The sequence below is a fragment of the Gemmatimonas sp. genome, assembly GCF_041689975.1.
Taxonomy (GTDB): domain Bacteria; phylum Gemmatimonadota; class Gemmatimonadetes; order Gemmatimonadales; family Gemmatimonadaceae; genus Gemmatimonas.
Window position 1 is genome coordinate 1 of record NZ_JBDNFF010000126.1, and the last position, 15,279, is coordinate 15,279.

16 protein-coding genes are annotated in these 15,279 nt (G+C 65.1%); 3 read left to right on the forward strand and 13 right to left on the reverse strand.

Annotated features, from left to right (window positions below; all coding sequences use genetic code 11):
- Positions 1-620: hypothetical protein (locus tag ACESNG_RS08510; protein ID WP_373068573.1), on the forward strand; the 620-nt coding region annotated here is incomplete at its 5' end.
- 2 nt (positions 621-622) lie between these two features.
- Positions 623-1,888: a PDZ domain-containing protein gene (locus ACESNG_RS08515; RefSeq protein WP_373068575.1), complete on the forward strand. Its 1,266-nt coding sequence runs from the start codon at positions 623-625 to the stop codon at positions 1,886-1,888.
- Between the two features lie 50 nt (positions 1,889-1,938).
- Here the strand turns inward: ACESNG_RS08515 and ACESNG_RS08520 are convergent, their stop codons facing one another.
- Both ACESNG_RS08520 and ACESNG_RS08525 read right to left on the reverse strand, forming a co-directional pair.
- The gene (locus ACESNG_RS08520; protein ID WP_373068577.1) at positions 1,939-2,763 is read right to left on the reverse strand and encodes a matrixin family metalloprotease; all 825 of its coding nucleotides are present in this window, start codon (positions 2,761-2,763) and stop codon (positions 1,939-1,941) included.
- A 168-nt stretch (positions 2,764-2,931) separates the two neighbouring features.
- Positions 2,932-3,999 carry a patatin-like phospholipase family protein gene (locus ACESNG_RS08525; RefSeq protein WP_373059485.1) on the reverse strand — a complete coding sequence of 356 codons (1,068 nt, stop codon included), beginning with the start codon at positions 3,997-3,999 and terminating at the stop codon, positions 2,932-2,934.
- A gap of 219 nt (positions 4,000-4,218) precedes the next feature.
- On the opposite strand from ACESNG_RS08525, the gene ACESNG_RS08530 reads away from it, so the two are divergent.
- Complete coding sequence (locus tag ACESNG_RS08530) at positions 4,219-5,091, forward strand: PP2C family serine/threonine-protein phosphatase (RefSeq protein WP_373059487.1); 873 nt, start codon at positions 4,219-4,221, stop codon at positions 5,089-5,091.
- Between the two features lie 3 nt (positions 5,092-5,094).
- Here ACESNG_RS08530 and ACESNG_RS08535 read toward each other — a convergent pair whose 3' ends face one another.
- The 11 genes from ACESNG_RS08535 to ACESNG_RS08585 form a co-directional block, all read right to left on the reverse strand.
- Entirely contained in the window at positions 5,095-6,723 is a 1,629-nt protein-coding gene (locus ACESNG_RS08535) for an alpha-D-glucose phosphate-specific phosphoglucomutase (RefSeq protein ID WP_373068582.1), read from the reverse strand.
- A gap of 25 nt (positions 6,724-6,748) precedes the next feature.
- On the reverse strand, positions 6,749-8,986 hold the full coding sequence (locus ACESNG_RS08540; protein WP_373059489.1) for a molybdopterin cofactor-binding domain-containing protein: 2,238 nt from the start codon (positions 8,984-8,986) through the stop codon (positions 6,749-6,751).
- A gap of 10 nt (positions 8,987-8,996) precedes the next feature.
- Positions 8,997-9,515, reverse strand: a complete 519-nt coding sequence (locus tag ACESNG_RS08545) for a (2Fe-2S)-binding protein (RefSeq protein ID WP_373059491.1) — start codon at positions 9,513-9,515, stop codon at positions 8,997-8,999.
- An 87-nt stretch (positions 9,516-9,602) separates the two neighbouring features.
- Positions 9,603-10,277, reverse strand: coding sequence for a DUF2911 domain-containing protein (locus ACESNG_RS08550; protein WP_373068579.1), 675 nt, complete (start codon positions 10,275-10,277; stop codon positions 9,603-9,605).
- The gene (locus ACESNG_RS08555; protein ID WP_373068580.1) at positions 10,274-10,465 is read right to left on the reverse strand and encodes a DUF2911 domain-containing protein; all 192 of its coding nucleotides are present in this window, start codon (positions 10,463-10,465) and stop codon (positions 10,274-10,276) included. The genes ACESNG_RS08550 and ACESNG_RS08555 overlap by 4 nt, the downstream gene beginning before the upstream one ends.
- A gap of 79 nt (positions 10,466-10,544) precedes the next feature.
- Complete coding sequence (locus ACESNG_RS08560; protein WP_373059493.1) at positions 10,545-10,898, reverse strand: PCYCGC motif-containing (lipo)protein; 354 nt, start codon at positions 10,896-10,898, stop codon at positions 10,545-10,547.
- A gap of 142 nt (positions 10,899-11,040) precedes the next feature.
- On the reverse strand, positions 11,041-12,081 hold the full coding sequence (locus tag ACESNG_RS08565) for a serine/threonine-protein kinase (protein WP_373059495.1): 1,041 nt from the start codon (positions 12,079-12,081) through the stop codon (positions 11,041-11,043).
- 36 nt (positions 12,082-12,117) lie between these two features.
- Positions 12,118-12,516: a hypothetical protein gene (locus ACESNG_RS08570; RefSeq protein ID WP_373059497.1), complete on the reverse strand. Its 399-nt coding sequence runs from the start codon at positions 12,514-12,516 to the stop codon at positions 12,118-12,120.
- Between the two features lie 82 nt (positions 12,517-12,598).
- Positions 12,599-13,240 (reverse strand): DUF4440 domain-containing protein, encoded by a 642-nt coding sequence (locus tag ACESNG_RS08575; RefSeq protein WP_373059507.1) that lies wholly within the window; start codon positions 13,238-13,240, stop codon positions 12,599-12,601.
- A gap of 27 nt (positions 13,241-13,267) precedes the next feature.
- Complete coding sequence (locus ACESNG_RS08580; protein WP_373068581.1) at positions 13,268-14,179, reverse strand: hypothetical protein; 912 nt, start codon at positions 14,177-14,179, stop codon at positions 13,268-13,270.
- A 14-nt stretch (positions 14,180-14,193) separates the two neighbouring features.
- Positions 14,194-15,039: a hypothetical protein gene (locus ACESNG_RS08585; RefSeq protein ID WP_373059501.1), complete on the reverse strand. Its 846-nt coding sequence runs from the start codon at positions 15,037-15,039 to the stop codon at positions 14,194-14,196.
- Positions 15,040-15,279: the final 240 nt, after the last annotated feature.

The window sequence follows — 15,279 nt, forward strand, 5'->3', positions numbered from 1 at the left end:
ACGCCGAGCCGGTCAACGCCGAGCCGGTCAACGCCGAGCCGGTCAACGCCGAGCCGGTCAAGCCTTCCGTCACGGCACCGATCACGAAGCCGATCGCGCTCGCGGCTGGACCGTCGCCGCGGTTGTCGACCCCGTGGTGGTCGCGCTCGTCGCTGCGCGCGGCGGCCGCCGTCGCGCTGATGGCCGGTGGGGCCGTGCTCGGTCGCACCAGCTCCGTCGCGCCGCTGTTGTCCGCTGATCGCTCGGCCGGCGTGGCCGACGTAATGGCCGAAACTTCGGGGATCGGCGATGTATCGCTGCGTCCCGCCACCTACGGCGCGGCTGGCGAGTTCGCGTCGGTGACTCAAGCCACCCGCATGTTGAGTCGCGCGCAGCGCGACTACGAACGCGCATCGCTGTGGCTGGCCGCCAATGACAGCACGCCGCATGACTCCGACGTGTACCGCGCCCGTCTCGCCGCGCTCGATCAGATGATGGCAGCGTCGCGCGCGGCCCTCAGCGATTCCCCGCAGGATCCGGTGCTCAATCAGTACTATCTCGCCGCGTTCTCCGCGCGCGAGGCCACGTTGCAGCAGCTCGGTACTTCGCTGCCCGTAGGCAAGACCATCGAGCGATACTGACTATGCGCGTCCCGTCTCTTTTCGCGATCGGACTGCTGTCCACGATCGGCACACTCGGTGCCGGCATACTCGAGGCGCAGACCACCGTGCGCCCGCCCGCGCCCGCGCCCACTCGCGTGCGCGTGACGATGAGTGCCAGCTCCGCCGCGACCGCGAACGCCTGCGCCGAGCTGGCGGCGACGCCGTCGGCGCTCGTGAATGCCCCCGAAGGCATGGCGTTGCTGCGGTTCAAACGCGAGCTCGAAAGCGCGGCATTTACGCTGGAGCAGCACCAGCAGTTGCAGGGCGTCGCTGTGCAGCGGATGACGGAGGTGCAGCGCGGTGTCGATTCACTGATGCACACAATCATCGTGCGCGTGCAGCGCCGCGATGGTCCCGACGGTGAAGTGATCACCGTGCTGCGCGGTGACAGCGTGGGCACGCTCCGATTCAGCGCTCCACAGATCCAGGCGAACATCCGGACGCTGCAACCGCAGATCACGGCGTTCATCGCGGCGGCCGAAGCGCAGTCAGGACGGGACGTGAGTGAGACGGGCTACATGGGTGTCGGCTTGCTCGGCGCACAGGTTCGTACGGTCACGCCGGAGGGCGTGTTGGTGAGTCACTGCGATTATCCCGTGGTCGAAACGGTTGACACGGGTTCGCCGGCGTCTCGTGCCGGTGTGCTCGCTGGCGATACGGTGCTGGCGTACAACGGTCGCGATCTCAAGCAGCGCGCCGTGAACTATCAGCGCATGCTGGTGCCCGGAGAGACGGTGCGCATGCGCGTGAAGCGCGGAGCCAAGGCGCGCGAGATTCCGGTTGCCGTGGTGACGCGAAGCGTGGAGCGGCAGATCGTGCTGATGCGGCCCGATGAAACGACGTCGGCGCTGTCTCCCGAGGCGCCGCGGGCGCTGATTGGTCGGCTCATGATTTCGTCGGCGGCGCCAGGCACCGCTTCGCCGGCCCCGATCATGGGCACCGTGTCCACGAATGGGGTCGCGGTACTTCTTGGCGCGCAGTTCTCCACGGTCGATGACGACTTCGCACAGGTGCTGGGGCTCGAGCCTGGCATTCTCGTGCTGCATGTGTCGCAGGGGTCACCGTTCGCTGAGGCTGGCCTTCGCGGTGGTGAAATTGTTCGCACCTTCAACGGGACTGCCGTGCGGGATGTGCAGGCGATGCGTCGCGCGATCGCCGGTGCCGGTGCCGGTGCCGGTGCACGGGAAGCACGGCTTACCGTGCTCTCACGGGCCAGCGGAACCCGGACCGTCACACTCCGCTGGTAGGCAGGGCCGTAGGGCAGGGCAGAGCCGCAGGGCAGGGCCGCGGTGAAATGCTATTTCAGGCTGCCGGCGGGAACGGTATACAGCAATCGTATGGTCGCGCGGTCGGTTTCGCTGAGTTCACGCACGCGCACGCGTGCCGACATGATATCGTCGGACGACTCCGCGTGATCGAGACCGAGCAAGTGTCCGACCTCGTGCAACGCGATGGCGCGCATCTGTGGCGGCGTGACGAACCCGCCGCCCGGATGTGACACGGCTAGCTGAATGTCGCTCGACACGAGCCAGTACGCCGCGTCGCGGCTCCAGATCGTCTTGCCGCTGATGCCGTTGGCGAATGCGCTCGTAAAGTGCACATGCACATCGGCACTCGCTGAATCGATCACGAACGTGAAGCGCACGGGAATACCCGCTTGCACCCAGGTATCGAACGCATCGCGCACCACCGGCAGATAGTCGGACTTCCACCCCTCGATCGCTTCGCCATCGCGCATGAAGACGCGCAGCGGCCGCGTGGTGCGATCGGGCCAGCGGGTCAGTGCTGAGTCGCGTGACCGCAGCAGCGCGTTCATGTACGTGCCGCCGATGCCGGGTGCGAGGCGACGGCGCATCTCGTCGACCGAGATCGACGGACGATCGGGGCGAACGAGCAACGAGGAGGCCACCAGCACTTCCTCGCCGTGAAGCAGGGAGCGTGGCACGATCGTTCCGCTGTCCACCCTGGTCCGGATACCGCGTGGCATCCGGGGGCCGCGCTCGTCGATGGCGCCGGCGGCCTCGCTCCGTGTCGACGAGGTGCGCACGCCGACACTCTGCCCGCCAATGAAGCAGGCCAAACCGACTACACAGCAAGCGAGCAGCGTTTCTGCGGTCTTCATCGAGTCGCGTCAGGAGTCTGGTGATCCCTCCGCGAGGAAGGCGTGCACCGCAGCGAAGCACGCGACGAACTCTCGCGCGCGGCAGGATCTCCGCCGCTCCATGGACGACGAGCGTCGGCGTAGCCAGGTCACGGAGCGTCGCGGCCCGAGTAAAGGCGAAGGCCCGCCTCACGTCCATGGCACGACCGCCTCGACCAGCCGTCCGGTTTCGATCAACTCGTGCAGTTCATCGCCAAGCGCGGCGCTGGCGTCGAGGATCGTTTGCCAGCGCCGCATGCGCTCCGCTTGCGTAAAATCGAAGAAGTCGCGTCGGTCGGGAATGCGGCCGCCGGGCAGCGAGGCGAGAAACGCTGGTGACGGCGCGATCAGGAGCGTGCGTGCAAAATTCGCAGCGCCGGCGCGACGCCATGGCAGCGACTTGTCGAACCAGCCCGGCACCACGTGATCGTAGAAGTGCGCATACACTACCAGCCCTGCCCCCGTGCCGTAATCGAGATCCAGATGATAGTCGGTCACGCCGCCGTCCCAGTGCACGCCCGGCGCTCCGGGAATACGCACGCTTTCCATGAGCAGCGGGATCGACCCCGACGCCAGCAGCGCCGCGCGCAAATTGTCAGGCGTGAGCGTGCGGTGCACCGTCGGCAAATCGCGCAGGTGCAAGAACGGTGAGCGATCGCCGGCCGAGTGAAAAATCGTGCGTCGCATCTGCCACGCGAGCGATCGTCGTGTCACTATGTTCGCGGCGGCGGCGAGCACCATCGCCGTCGCCAGCACGGGCCTGCGGTCACTCGCCGCCAGGCCGCGCGATTCGGCGGTGATCACGTGCACGCGAAACAGCGGATGCGACAGGATCTCGTGAACGCCCTCTTCCCCAAGTAGACAGTCGAGGGCGCGCGCCAGCACGTCGCTCACTTCACGCGCCGCGGGCTTCGGCGTGTAGCGCTGGTGGTAGATGTACGCCTCGTGTCCGCGGGCGAGGGCGGCCACGGGGTCGCGTTGCGCGAGACAGGCCATGCGCCAGCTGCCGATCGATGAGCCGATGAGGTGCAGCGGATGCGCACGCGGTTGCTGCAACAGGTGGCCGAACAGATAGCGATCGAGTCCGCCGATGCCGATCCATTTGGCGCCTCCCGACGCTCCGGGCATGATGTCGATCTGGTCGCCCCGGAGACCGCCATGCTCACGAAGGTGGGCCAGGGCCGTGGGGCCGGCGCGGAGGGTGAGCAGAGCAGTCATGTCCTGCAATCTGACGAAATTGCGGGGCGACGTGGTATCGGAATCGTCACGCACCCCCCCCCGACGGCACGAGCGCCCCCGGAGCACCTTACCCGCAACAGCCATCCGTGTTCTGGCTGATGTTTTTTCTGTTGCTTTTGCTGTCGCTTTGGCCACATTCGCCAACATGGTCGAGTCCGGCGGTTGCCGCCCACCGCCCCGCGGTGCGATAGTCAGTGTATGACGTCACCGCTATCAGAGATTGCCGGGCTCCCTCGTCCGAAGGACGATGAACTCGATCTCTTCGGGATCACGCATCAGGGGCTCGTGCGCACCAGTAATCAGGATCACTTCCTGCTCTCCACGGTGCACCCGCAGGTGGTCGTGCATTCGACCAGTCTTCCCTCGATTGACCAGATCACGCTTCGCGGCGAGCGCCTCGCGACGATCATGTTGGTGGCCGATGGCGTGGGCGGAAGCGTGGACGGCAGTGAAGCCAGTCGCCTCGCGACGATCGCGGTCACGGAGTACTTTGCGTCGGCGATGCGCTGCTACCACACCGTTGGCTCGGCCAGCGAGCACGAGTTCACGGAGGCGCTGCGTGAAGCCGCCATCGAGGCGCACAATCGAGTGCGCGCGCAGGCCGAAGCACAGTTCGAAGGTCGCCGCATGGCCAGCACGCTATCGGTCGCGATTGTCGTGTGGCCGTGGCTGTACGTCGTGCAGGTCGGCGACAGCCGCTGCTACTCGTATCATGACGGCGTGCTGCGGCAGGTTACTCGTGATCAGACCATTGCGCAGGAAATGATCGATCGCGGCGCGCTATCACCGGAGCGGGCCTACAACTCGCCGCTCAATCACGTGCTCTCCAGTGCTATCGGCGCCGAGGAAGCGCTGCCGGTCATTTCCCGGGTCGATGTCGGCAAGCGCGGCACGGTGACGCTGGTGTGCTCGGACGGTCTCACCAAGCATGTCACCGACGAAGAGATCGGTTCCGCCTGCAGACGCATGACGTCAGCGGAGCAGCTCTGTCGTGAGCTGGTCGACCTCGTGCTTCAACGCGGTGGCAGTGACAACGTGACTGTCGTCGTGGGACGCGCCCTGCCACAGTAGTCGTCAAGTAATTACCGTCGGTGCCATCCGTCCGGTTCGCGTTGGCAGCTCGCTGATGACGAGTGCGGCGGTCACGAGTTCCGTCAGCGCGTTTGCGGTGTCCATGCCAAGTCGCGACGCATCCGTCTCGCGCGACTCGATGTACACGCGAATCGTCGCGCCTTCAGTGCCCGTACCGGACAGGCGGAACACGATGCGGGCACCATCGTCGAAAAGCAGGCGAATGCCGTGATGGGCACTCACGCTGCCGTCCACGGGATCGGTGTACGTGAAGTCATCGGCGCTGCGCACGCGACGTGAGGCGATCATCGTGCCCGGCAACGCGCTGAACTGCGTGCGCAGATGCGACATCACGCCATTGGCTGCCTCGGTGCGCACGCCTTCGTAGTCGTAGCGCGTGTAGTAATTGCGCCCGAAGCGTGCCCAGTGTTCGCGCACGATCGCTTCCACCGTCTCGCCACGTTCGGCCACGATGTTGAGCCAGAAGAGCACGGCCCAGAGTCCGTCCTTCTCGCGCACGTGATCGGAGCCGGTGCCGAAGCTTTCCTCGCCGCAGAGCGTGATGCGGCCGGCGTCGAGCAGCGTACCGAAGAACTTCCAGCCGGTGGGCGTCTCGAAGCAGGGAATGCCCAGCGACGCCGCCACGGCATCGACGGCGGCGCTGGTCGGCATCGAGCGCGCCACGCCGCTGAGTCCGCGCGCGTACCCGGGCACCAGCATGGCGTTCGCCGCCAGCACGGCGAGCGAGTCCGAGGGCGTCACGAAGAAGTGCTGTCCCAGAATCATGTTGCGATCGCCGTCGCCGTCGGACGCCGCACCAAAGTCGGGTGCGTCGGGACCGAACAGTTCTTCGACCAGCTCATGAGCGTACGTGAGATTCGGATCGGGATGTCCGCCACCAAAATCGGGGAGTGGCACGCGATTGATGACCGTGCCCGACAGCGCCCCGAGCCGACGCTCGAGAATTTCGACGGCATACGGGCCCGTGATCGCGTGCATCGCATCGAAGCGCATGCGGAAGCCGCTTGCGAACAAGCCACTGATCGCATCGAAGTCGAACAGCGATTCCATCAGCGCCGCGTACGCCACCACGGGATCGACCACGTCGAGTCGCAAGGGGCCGATCTGATGCGTACCGAGTTCGTCGAGAGTGAAATGCGGGAGATCGGCGATCTTGTACTGCTGCATGACACGCGCGCGTTCGGCCACGGCGTTCGTGAACGATTCCGGGGCCGGTCCGCCGTTTCCGGTGTTGTACTTGATACCGAAATCACCGTCAGCGCCGCCGGGATTGTGACTGGCCGACAGAATGATGCCGCCGTGCGCGCCCGAGCGAATGAGGTGCGAGGCTGCCGGCGTGGAGAGTAATCCCGCGCGCCCCACGATCACATGCGTGATGCCGTTGCCGGCCGCCATGCGGATGATCGTTTCCGTCGCTTCGCGGTTGTGGTACCGTCCATCGCCGCCGACGACCAGCGTGCTGTCTGGTGGCAGTGCGGCCACGTCTAAAAGCGCCTGCACGAAATTCTCGAGATAGTGCTGCTGCTGGAAGACCGTCGTGCGCTTCCGTAAACCGGACGTCCCCGGTCGCTGGTCGGCGAACGGGGACGTGGTGATCACATGTACCGTCATCGAATCCGTTGGAATCAGGAAACCATCAGGACCATTTGAGATCGACATTCGACAGCGGAATCTGTCGAACGCGCTTGCCGGTGGCGGCGTAGATCGCGTTGATCATCGCCGGCACGACCGGCGGCAAGGCTGGCTCGCCGATGCCGGTGGGCGCGAAATTCGTCTTCACGAAATGCACGTCGATCGGCGGCGCCTGTCGGATGCGCAGCAGCGGATAGTTGTTGAAGTTCGCCTGATCGGCTTTGCCGGCGGTGAAGGTGATCTCCTGGCCGAAGGCCTGGCTGATTCCGTCCATCGCCGCGCCCTGTACCTGCTGCTCGGCGTGGTTCGGGTTGATGATGTCGCTGCCGACGTCTCCCACCGCCCACACCTTGTCCACCTTCACGTCGCCCGCTTTGCTCACGGTGACCTGCACGACTTCGGCAAAGTAGCCGCGATGGCTGTAGTAGAACGCGCAGCCCATGCCGGTACCCTTCGGCAGCGCGGTCTTACCCCAACCGGACACCTCGCGTGCCTTCTCGAGAATGCCGATCACGCGCTGCGCGTCCATCTGTCCGGCCTGCTGCTGCGGCGTCAGCGGCGTGGTCGGTGCAATCTCCGCTTTGAGCGTATCGATGCGGAACTGCAACGGATCCTTCCCCGCCGCCACCGCGCACTCGTCGATGAAGCCCTGGAACGCGAACGAGAGCGCATTCGAGCGCGGTGCACGCAGCGCACCGGTGGGCACGCCAAGCGGCATCACCGACACGTCCATCTTGAGATTCGGTACGAAGCGCGCCGGATACTCGGTGGGTCCGATATCGGCACTCGGTGCGAAGCGCTCCCCCTCGCCGAAGGTGGCGAAGTGATTGCGGAACGCGATCAGCTTGCCGCCGGCATCGAGTCCACCGGTGAACGCGTGGTATCCGCCCGGACGGAACATGTCGTGCTGCATGTCGTCTTCGCGCGTCCAGAGGAGCTTGACCGGCACCTTCGCTTCGCGCGCGATCCACGCCGCTTCCACCAGTGGGTCGTTGTACAAACGACGACCGAAGCCACCGCCGGCGCGCACCATGTGAATCGTGACTTGATCTTCCTTGAGGCCGAGCGTCGTGGCCACGAGCGCGCGTCCGCCCTGCGGCGTCTGTGTGGTAGACCACAGCTCACACTTGTCGGCGGTTACGTGCGCCGTGCAGTTCTGAGGCTCGAGCGGTGCGTGGGCGATGAACGGGTAGCTGTACTCGCCCTTCACAACCTTGGTGGCAACTTTGATGGCGGCGTCGAAATCGCCGTCGTTACGAATCGTGCGGTGCGGAGCGCTCGTGAAGAACTCGGTAGCCTTCGCCGCGAACGAGGCGCTCGATTGCTGCGCCGTGGGGTGTGCGGCCCATTCGACCACGAGCTTTTTGCGCGCCTGCTGCACCATCCACCAGTTCCGGCCGATGATCGCCACGCCAGGCATGAGGCCCTGCAGATTCGTCGTGCCGTCGACCACGAACGCGTGCGTGACGCCCGGCATCGCCTTGATCGCATCGACGTTGGCGCTCGCCACCTTGGCGGCGAACACGGGGCTTTTCACGAACGTGGCGTAATGCATGTTCGGCACCGTCACGTCGATACCGAACATCGGCTTGCCCATCAGGATGTCACGGAGTCCGACGGTTTTCTTGCGTGTGCCGATGATCGTAAACTTTGTAGGGTCCTTGAGCGGCACGGTGGCGAGATCGGGCGGTGTCATTGCCACGGCGGCGCTGGCCAACGAGCCGTAGGTGGCCGACCGTTTGGACGCCCGGTGGTGCACGACCCCCTTCTCCGTTTCCAGCTCGGCCGCCGGCACGTTCCACTGCGTTGCGGCGGCCGACACCAGCATGGCGCGCGCGGCGGCTCCGACACGGCGCTGCGGCAGCCAGTTCGTGGGGGTCGCGGTGCTGCCACCGGCGACCTGCGCCTGATACTTGGTAGGGTCGAAGTCGCCCTGTTCCACCCGCACGTTCGCCCAGTCGACATCGAGCTCCTCGGCGATCAGCATGGGGAGCATCGTCTTGATGCCCTGGCCGATCTCGGGATTCTTCGCGGTGATGGTGACGATGCCGTCGGGGGTGATGCGCACGAAGGCGCTGAGCATCGGATCGGCCACCGACGGCAGTCCGTTTTGCACGCCAAGACGTTCGAGCGCTTCGAGCGGTTCAGCGTAGCTCACCAACAGCATGCCACCACCGGCGAGCGCCGTGGCGCGCAGGAAGTCGCGGCGGCTCACGCCCGGCTTGTCAGATTGGGTCGTCATCGTCGTGGTCTCAGCGGTTGTCAGGGGAGCCGTTCTTCGACGGAGTCGATCCACCTACGGCCGGCGTCGCGCCCGATTTGATCTCGGCGGCGCGGTGCACCGCCTTCCGGATGCGCAGATACGTCGCGCAGCGGCAGAGATTCGTATTCAGCGCGGTATCGATGTCGCCATCGGTCGGCTTCGGTGTCTTTGCCAACAGCGACGCCGTCGCCATCATTTGCCCGGCCTGACAGTAGCCGCACTGCGGCACGTCGAGTTCTTCCCACGCCTGCTGCACGGCGTGCAGCCCATCGGGCGAGAGCCCTTCGATGGTCGTGATGTCGGCGTTCGCCACGCGAGACACGGGCGTGTTGCACGAACGCGTGGCGACCCCATTCACATGAACGGTGCAGGCGCCACAGCGGGCGATACCACACCCGAACTTCGTGCCTTTGAGATCGAGTTCGTCACGGAGTGCCCACAGCAGGGGCATTTCGGCTGGCACGTCGATCGTGCGCGGCGTGCCGTTGACCTTGAGCGTAATCGGCATAGGACCAGGCGGGACAGGGGCGGGGGCGAACGATCGGGTGACCGCTCAACCCCTGAATCTCGCGCCCGGGGGACGGGGCGTCCAGAGCTACGGCTGCTTCTTTGCGGTGAGGCACAACAGGTCATTCTCATTGCGGCACTCGAGCGTGACCGCGCCACCCGACATGGTGAAGGTGTACATCATGTCCGGCTTGAGTACTTCGTAGATCTCGCCTCCGGCGTGCACCTCGGCGCTTTCGTACAGCCCCACGGTGAAGACCTGCGGACCGGTACGCATAAGAGCGAAGGTCTTCATGTAGGTGTCCTGCGGATCGAACCGCGCCTTCAGGCCGCCGCGCGCATAGCTCACGATCAGCTTCCCTTCGGGCTTCTTCGTCCACGGGTTGGTGAGGTCGTAGGTGCCGAGATAGGGGCGCGCCTCCGACTCCGGCAGCAGCTCCGAAAGGGAGGGCTCGACCGCAAAATCCATGGTCACGCGCATGTTGGCCCAGTGCATGGCCATCGTGCCGCCGCGCGCGCTGACCCCAGGGAACGACCAGCTCAGCAGCTCCTCGCGCGTGGCGTTGGAATCGGCGCGCACGGTTACCTGGATCTGCGTGTTGTTCGGCTTCGGATGGGCCATGTGAAACTGCTTCCACCTGGGATCGAGTAAGATCGTCCACGTGCTCGATGTGTCCACCACCATCCAGACCCCGTATTTGCCCTTCGGGACCTTCACACCCGAGACCGTGAGGTCCTTGTTCACCTCGGCAGCGTGGCTCAATTGGCACCGGGCGCCCATACCTCGCCCCAGTGCACGGCCCTGGTGCCGAATACCTGCGAACGACTACGCAAGCGCGGTCGGGAGTAGGTCACGCGCAGCGTCGTGCCGTCCACCGTCTGCGCAATGCTCTGCAGTTCGCTGGCTCTGATCTGTGCATCGGCCCTCACCGGCGTGAGCGCGGAACCCATCGACGCGGCGAGCAAGGTGAGCGCGAGGAAACACGACCACGGAGTTTATGCATAGGTGCACTCATGAGGAGATAGGCGATCAGCCGAACTGGGCATCGATCGCCACGCGGATTTCGTTCAGCGACTTCCCGGCTTTGGTGAGGCGCACGGTGACCCGACCTTCCCCCTGACAGATCGGGCAGGACTTGGCCATCGCGTCCGCCTCGTAGCACCTCAGTAGCGAGTAGTGGCTACTCAGTTCGGCGCAGCCGCAGTGACAGCCGATACCATCCGCGATCTGCGGTATGGCCCGGATGCTGTCGAACAGGTCCACGAGATGTGGCGACTTGGTGAGATCGGCGGCGGTCAGCACTTTCGCGCCCGTGATGCCGGCTCTCGGCGTGGGATGAGCCAAGCGCCGCACAAAGGCGGTGGCCCGACGCGGCAGCAGCACCCCCAGTCCGGCGGTGAGAATTACCCATAACGCGGAACGTCGAGAGGCCTAAATTCCAGGGCCACGTGTGTCTCGAGCGGGACGGGATTCGCCAATTTACCTCTCGGCGATTCCTTCACAAGACAGTGCCGTTGGCAACACGCTACCGCAGCAGCATCCACAGGGCCGCGGCCGCCGCCAGTGCCACCGCGAGGCCAGCAATCAGCGTGCGCGCGCTGAACCCCATGGCCGCCGGTGTGGTCGCGGCCGCGGTGGGCGGCGTCACCGGCGCGGCCACTCCTGCGTCAGCGCTATTCGCGCCTTCGATCGCCCGGACAATCCACGACGCGGACGCCGGACGCTCAACGGGATTCTTCGCCAGACACTGCATGATCACCTCCGCGATCGACGGCGGCAGCTCCGGACAACGCTGCAGAATCGGCACCGGCGAAGCTGCGACCTGCGCGGCTAGCGTGGCGCGCAACGACGGCCGAGCGAACGGCGGCGCACCGGTGAGGAGCTCGTAAGCCACGCAGCCGAACGCATACAGATCGGTACGGTGGTCGACCACGTGCGCCGATCCGATCTGCTCGGGCGACATATAGTCCGGCGTACCGAGCACCATGCTCACCGTGGTCACGCGTCGTCCCGCACGCAGCGCGGGGTCGATGGCGTCGTCGAGCGCCTTGGCCACGCCGAAATCGGAGATCATCGCGATGCCGTCGTTGAGCAACACATTTTCCGGCTTGATATCGCGATGTACCACGCCGCGTGCGTGTGCATACGAGAGGGCGAGCGCCATTTCCCGTAGCAGCCGGATCGCCTCCGGATACGGTGGTACGCCCCGTCGCACGAGCAGCTGCCGCAGCGTGTGCCCCTCGATGTAGGGCATGCTATACCAGCGAACCTGATCGCGGTCGCCATCAGCTGTTGCAACGGCGGCGCTGAGCAGCGGAACCAGGTGCGGATGCTGCAGCTTTGCCGCGAACTGGATCTCGCGGCGGAACCGTTCGGCATTTACGTCGGCGGAGAGTTCTGGCGGCAGCACCTTCAGCACAACGGAGCGATCGAGCGCCACTTCCGTGGCCAAAAATATATGTGACGATCCCGCGCCGCCAAGCTCGCGCTCGATGACGTATGCTCCCTCGAGCTGTCGCTGAAGCCGAGCGCGCAGGGCACCCGCATCAATCGGTACGATGGACATCGCGTCGTTCGCTCCGTGACGCACACCACGGCCACGTCAGGCCGCTGGTGCGTCCTCGTCTTCGCCCGGCAACTCGGCGATCTCTTCTTCGATCTCGGCTACGACCTCTTCCGTCTCGGCGTCCATCTCGATCACATCCGAACTCTCTTCGCCGCCCGCCACGGCGGTCGCCTGCGGTGCGGGGCGGCTCCACTTTTTGACGACCGGGGCGGCGCGACGTTCGAGAAGATTGTCGTAGTACGCCACCATGCGCTGCTGCACCACGTCGAGCGTGTCATCGGGGTCGGCGCGAAACGGCGCGTGACGCTGGTGCTGTTCGGTCGAGATCTCGAACCACCACCACGGATCCGGTCCCGTCACGCGCGACGCGGCCACACGACACTGGAACGTCCGACCTCGGTCAACGAAGGAAAATTCCTGCAGTACGTCCGGCATGGGCAAAACCTTCGATGATGGGCGTCAAAAAACCTTCTTCAGAAACCTAACCAATGCGGCACCCGGGAAGGAGGGCGCCTGGTTAATTGCGCCGACGTGTCGACCAGTGGATGGCCGAGATCTGCCAGCCTTGCGCCGTACGCCGGGCCACGATCAACTCCGCGCCTACCGTATCCACGGCGCGATCGCGGAAGGTGCCCTTCGTGACGGAGGAGGACGTCGTAGTGGCGATGTCACCTCGCACGGACACGCGCAGCGGCGCCCGCGCACTCTTGATCGCCTTGGCGAAGACGATGTCAGCCGGTAGATGATGCGCCCGGTATTCCGCCACCGATTCCATCGAGCCGCTTTCCAGAATCTCGGCGTCTTCGGTGAGCAGGCTGATGGCGGTGACACTGTCCGCTTGTTCGATCGCGGTATGAAAGCGCTTCACCAGCCCGGCGACGTCGGCGCTGTCGTTCACCGTCGGCGTCGCCGTCGAAGTCTCCATTGGCATCGCCATCGCTGCCATGTCGTGCCCCGCGTGCGCGTTAACGTCATGCGCACCACCAACCGCCGATCCATATGTGCAGCCTTTGATGGCGCCCGTTTCCCAGTCGTGCGTCATGACGGCACCGAAGGAGATTGACGCTGTCGGCAGCGATGCTGGGAATCCCACCGCCGGCCCGCCCATGTTCTCGATGCCCATGTGACCCGACATCACGAGCCACGCGGCCACCGGCATCACGTACGACGTGTCGTCGCGATACCGTCAAGCGGCGCGCATGATCTCGGCACGCTTCCGGTCGCGAGGAACGGCGCTGTTGGTGAGAATGTCGGAGATCACATCGTGCATGGAGTGCAGATTGTCGAAAATGATCGCGGCTTCGGGAAAGCGCGCGGCGAAGGCCGGCGCCACGGCCGCCGTCATCGGCATCTGGTAGGGAAGTGCTGTTGGTGCGCCGTCCACCATCTGCCAGAAGCGGGCTACGGTGGCGTGCACGCCTGCCTGCTTGGCTGCAGGCGACTTCCCGACAATCAATGGCTCGTACAGGCCGACCTGCAGCCAGTGATAGCCCCAGATGAGGCCATTGAACTTCGGAAAGCGCTTGCGGAACGCGAGCGAGTACGACTGCTCCTGCATCAGCGCCATCGTCTTCGGCTTCGAACTGAACGCGATGTCCGGGCGGCTCTGGTAGTACGTAATCAGGCGCTGCGCTTCCACGTCGCGCTGCGCGTCACTCAACCGTTCATCAGCCAGCACGTCGTACAACTGGCGGTGCAGGAGGTGCGCCCAGTCGAACATCACCTTGGCTTCGGGCGCGAGCTGGGCATACTTCGGCTCGATGGCCACCTCTTCGAGCGGTACACGCGGTGGCTTCACGAGTACCGTCTTGGTGAGATAGTCGAACGCCTTCTCTTCAAGTCGTGCTGCGGGGGCGTTGGGCTTGGTCCAGAGTGTTTCGTACAGAATCGCGTGGCCGTAGTCGAAGGCGTTGAACAATCGGTCGGCCGACGCATACTGATTGCGAAACTTCCAGTTGTGCGACGCCTGCAGATAGAACTGTTCGTAGGTGGTTGCCCACTGCGCCTGCGCAGTGCGCGGGTTGGTCAGTGTCGCAAGGGCGAGCGTGGCACCGACGAGACCGCGGACCAGTGCTGGAGGGAATCGGAGAGAGATCATAGATCGGCTCGTGGTTAGCGACGGGGAGACCAAGGTAGTCCAAGCGACACGGCGGCACCGGCGGTGAGAAACCAGCCGCCATCGGCACCGGTCAGGCGGTAGCCACCGCCACCATCCACCGCGAGTCGCGGACTGAGTTGATAGCGCGCGCCACCCGCGACATCCCATGCCGTGGGCTCAGTGCTGTCGAGTGGCTGCGAGATGACCAACTCGGCCGTCAGCAGTAGCGAGCGAAGCGGCAGCGTGCGATCAACGGCCACGCCGACCAGCCAACGCGAGAGTTGGGCCGTCGGCGCGGTGTTGTTGCTGCCTGTCGAGACAGCGGGCGCATCGCCGATCGTGACCTGTCCGTTCACGTGAACGCGCGCCGACGAGAAGGTTTTAGTAGCGATCGCTTTGAACGACGGATAGGCTTTACCGGGAGCCATGGCGCCAACGGGGAGCAGCACGTCGGCCACTATGGCGAGCGCGGGGAGCCGTGTTTCGGTGTTCAGGTTGTAGAGTACCGAGGCGTCGATGCCGGCGAGGGCGGTTTGACGTCGACCGGCGAGGCCTTCGACATGCGCCAGCGGAAATCCGATCTCGACCTGCGTGCGTGGGAACAGGCCCACGGCGAGTTCAGGCTCGAGTCCCCAGCGGTATGCGCCGCCGCGTACGCGTTCGAGACGAAACGGCGCCATTTGCAGTTCCACGGCGCGTCGTTCGATGGCGTAGGCATCTTCAATGCGGACAGGCCGTCCGGCATCGGTGTTGTAGTAGTCGGTTTGTGCCGCGAGTGATGCCAAGGGTGTCGCGAGCGCGGTCACGGCCACGATGAGCCCCGTGACGCCGACGCGTGGGGCTTTCAGAAACAGATTCATGAGTGGGACAGAGGCGAGCGGCGCGCAACGAAAAGCAGATGCGGGCGCGCCGCGCACAAAACGCGGGCGGGCATCGGCAGCGATGACGTTGGGGCGGCTCGATCCGGAATGACCCGAAGAGCCGGATGCTCAGCCTCGCGGCGGCCGGGGCTCGGGGGCGACCTCGAGCGACACGCGCCAATCGGCCACGTGAACGGAGCGATGCATGTCGATGGCGAGATCGACGGTATAGACGGCGAC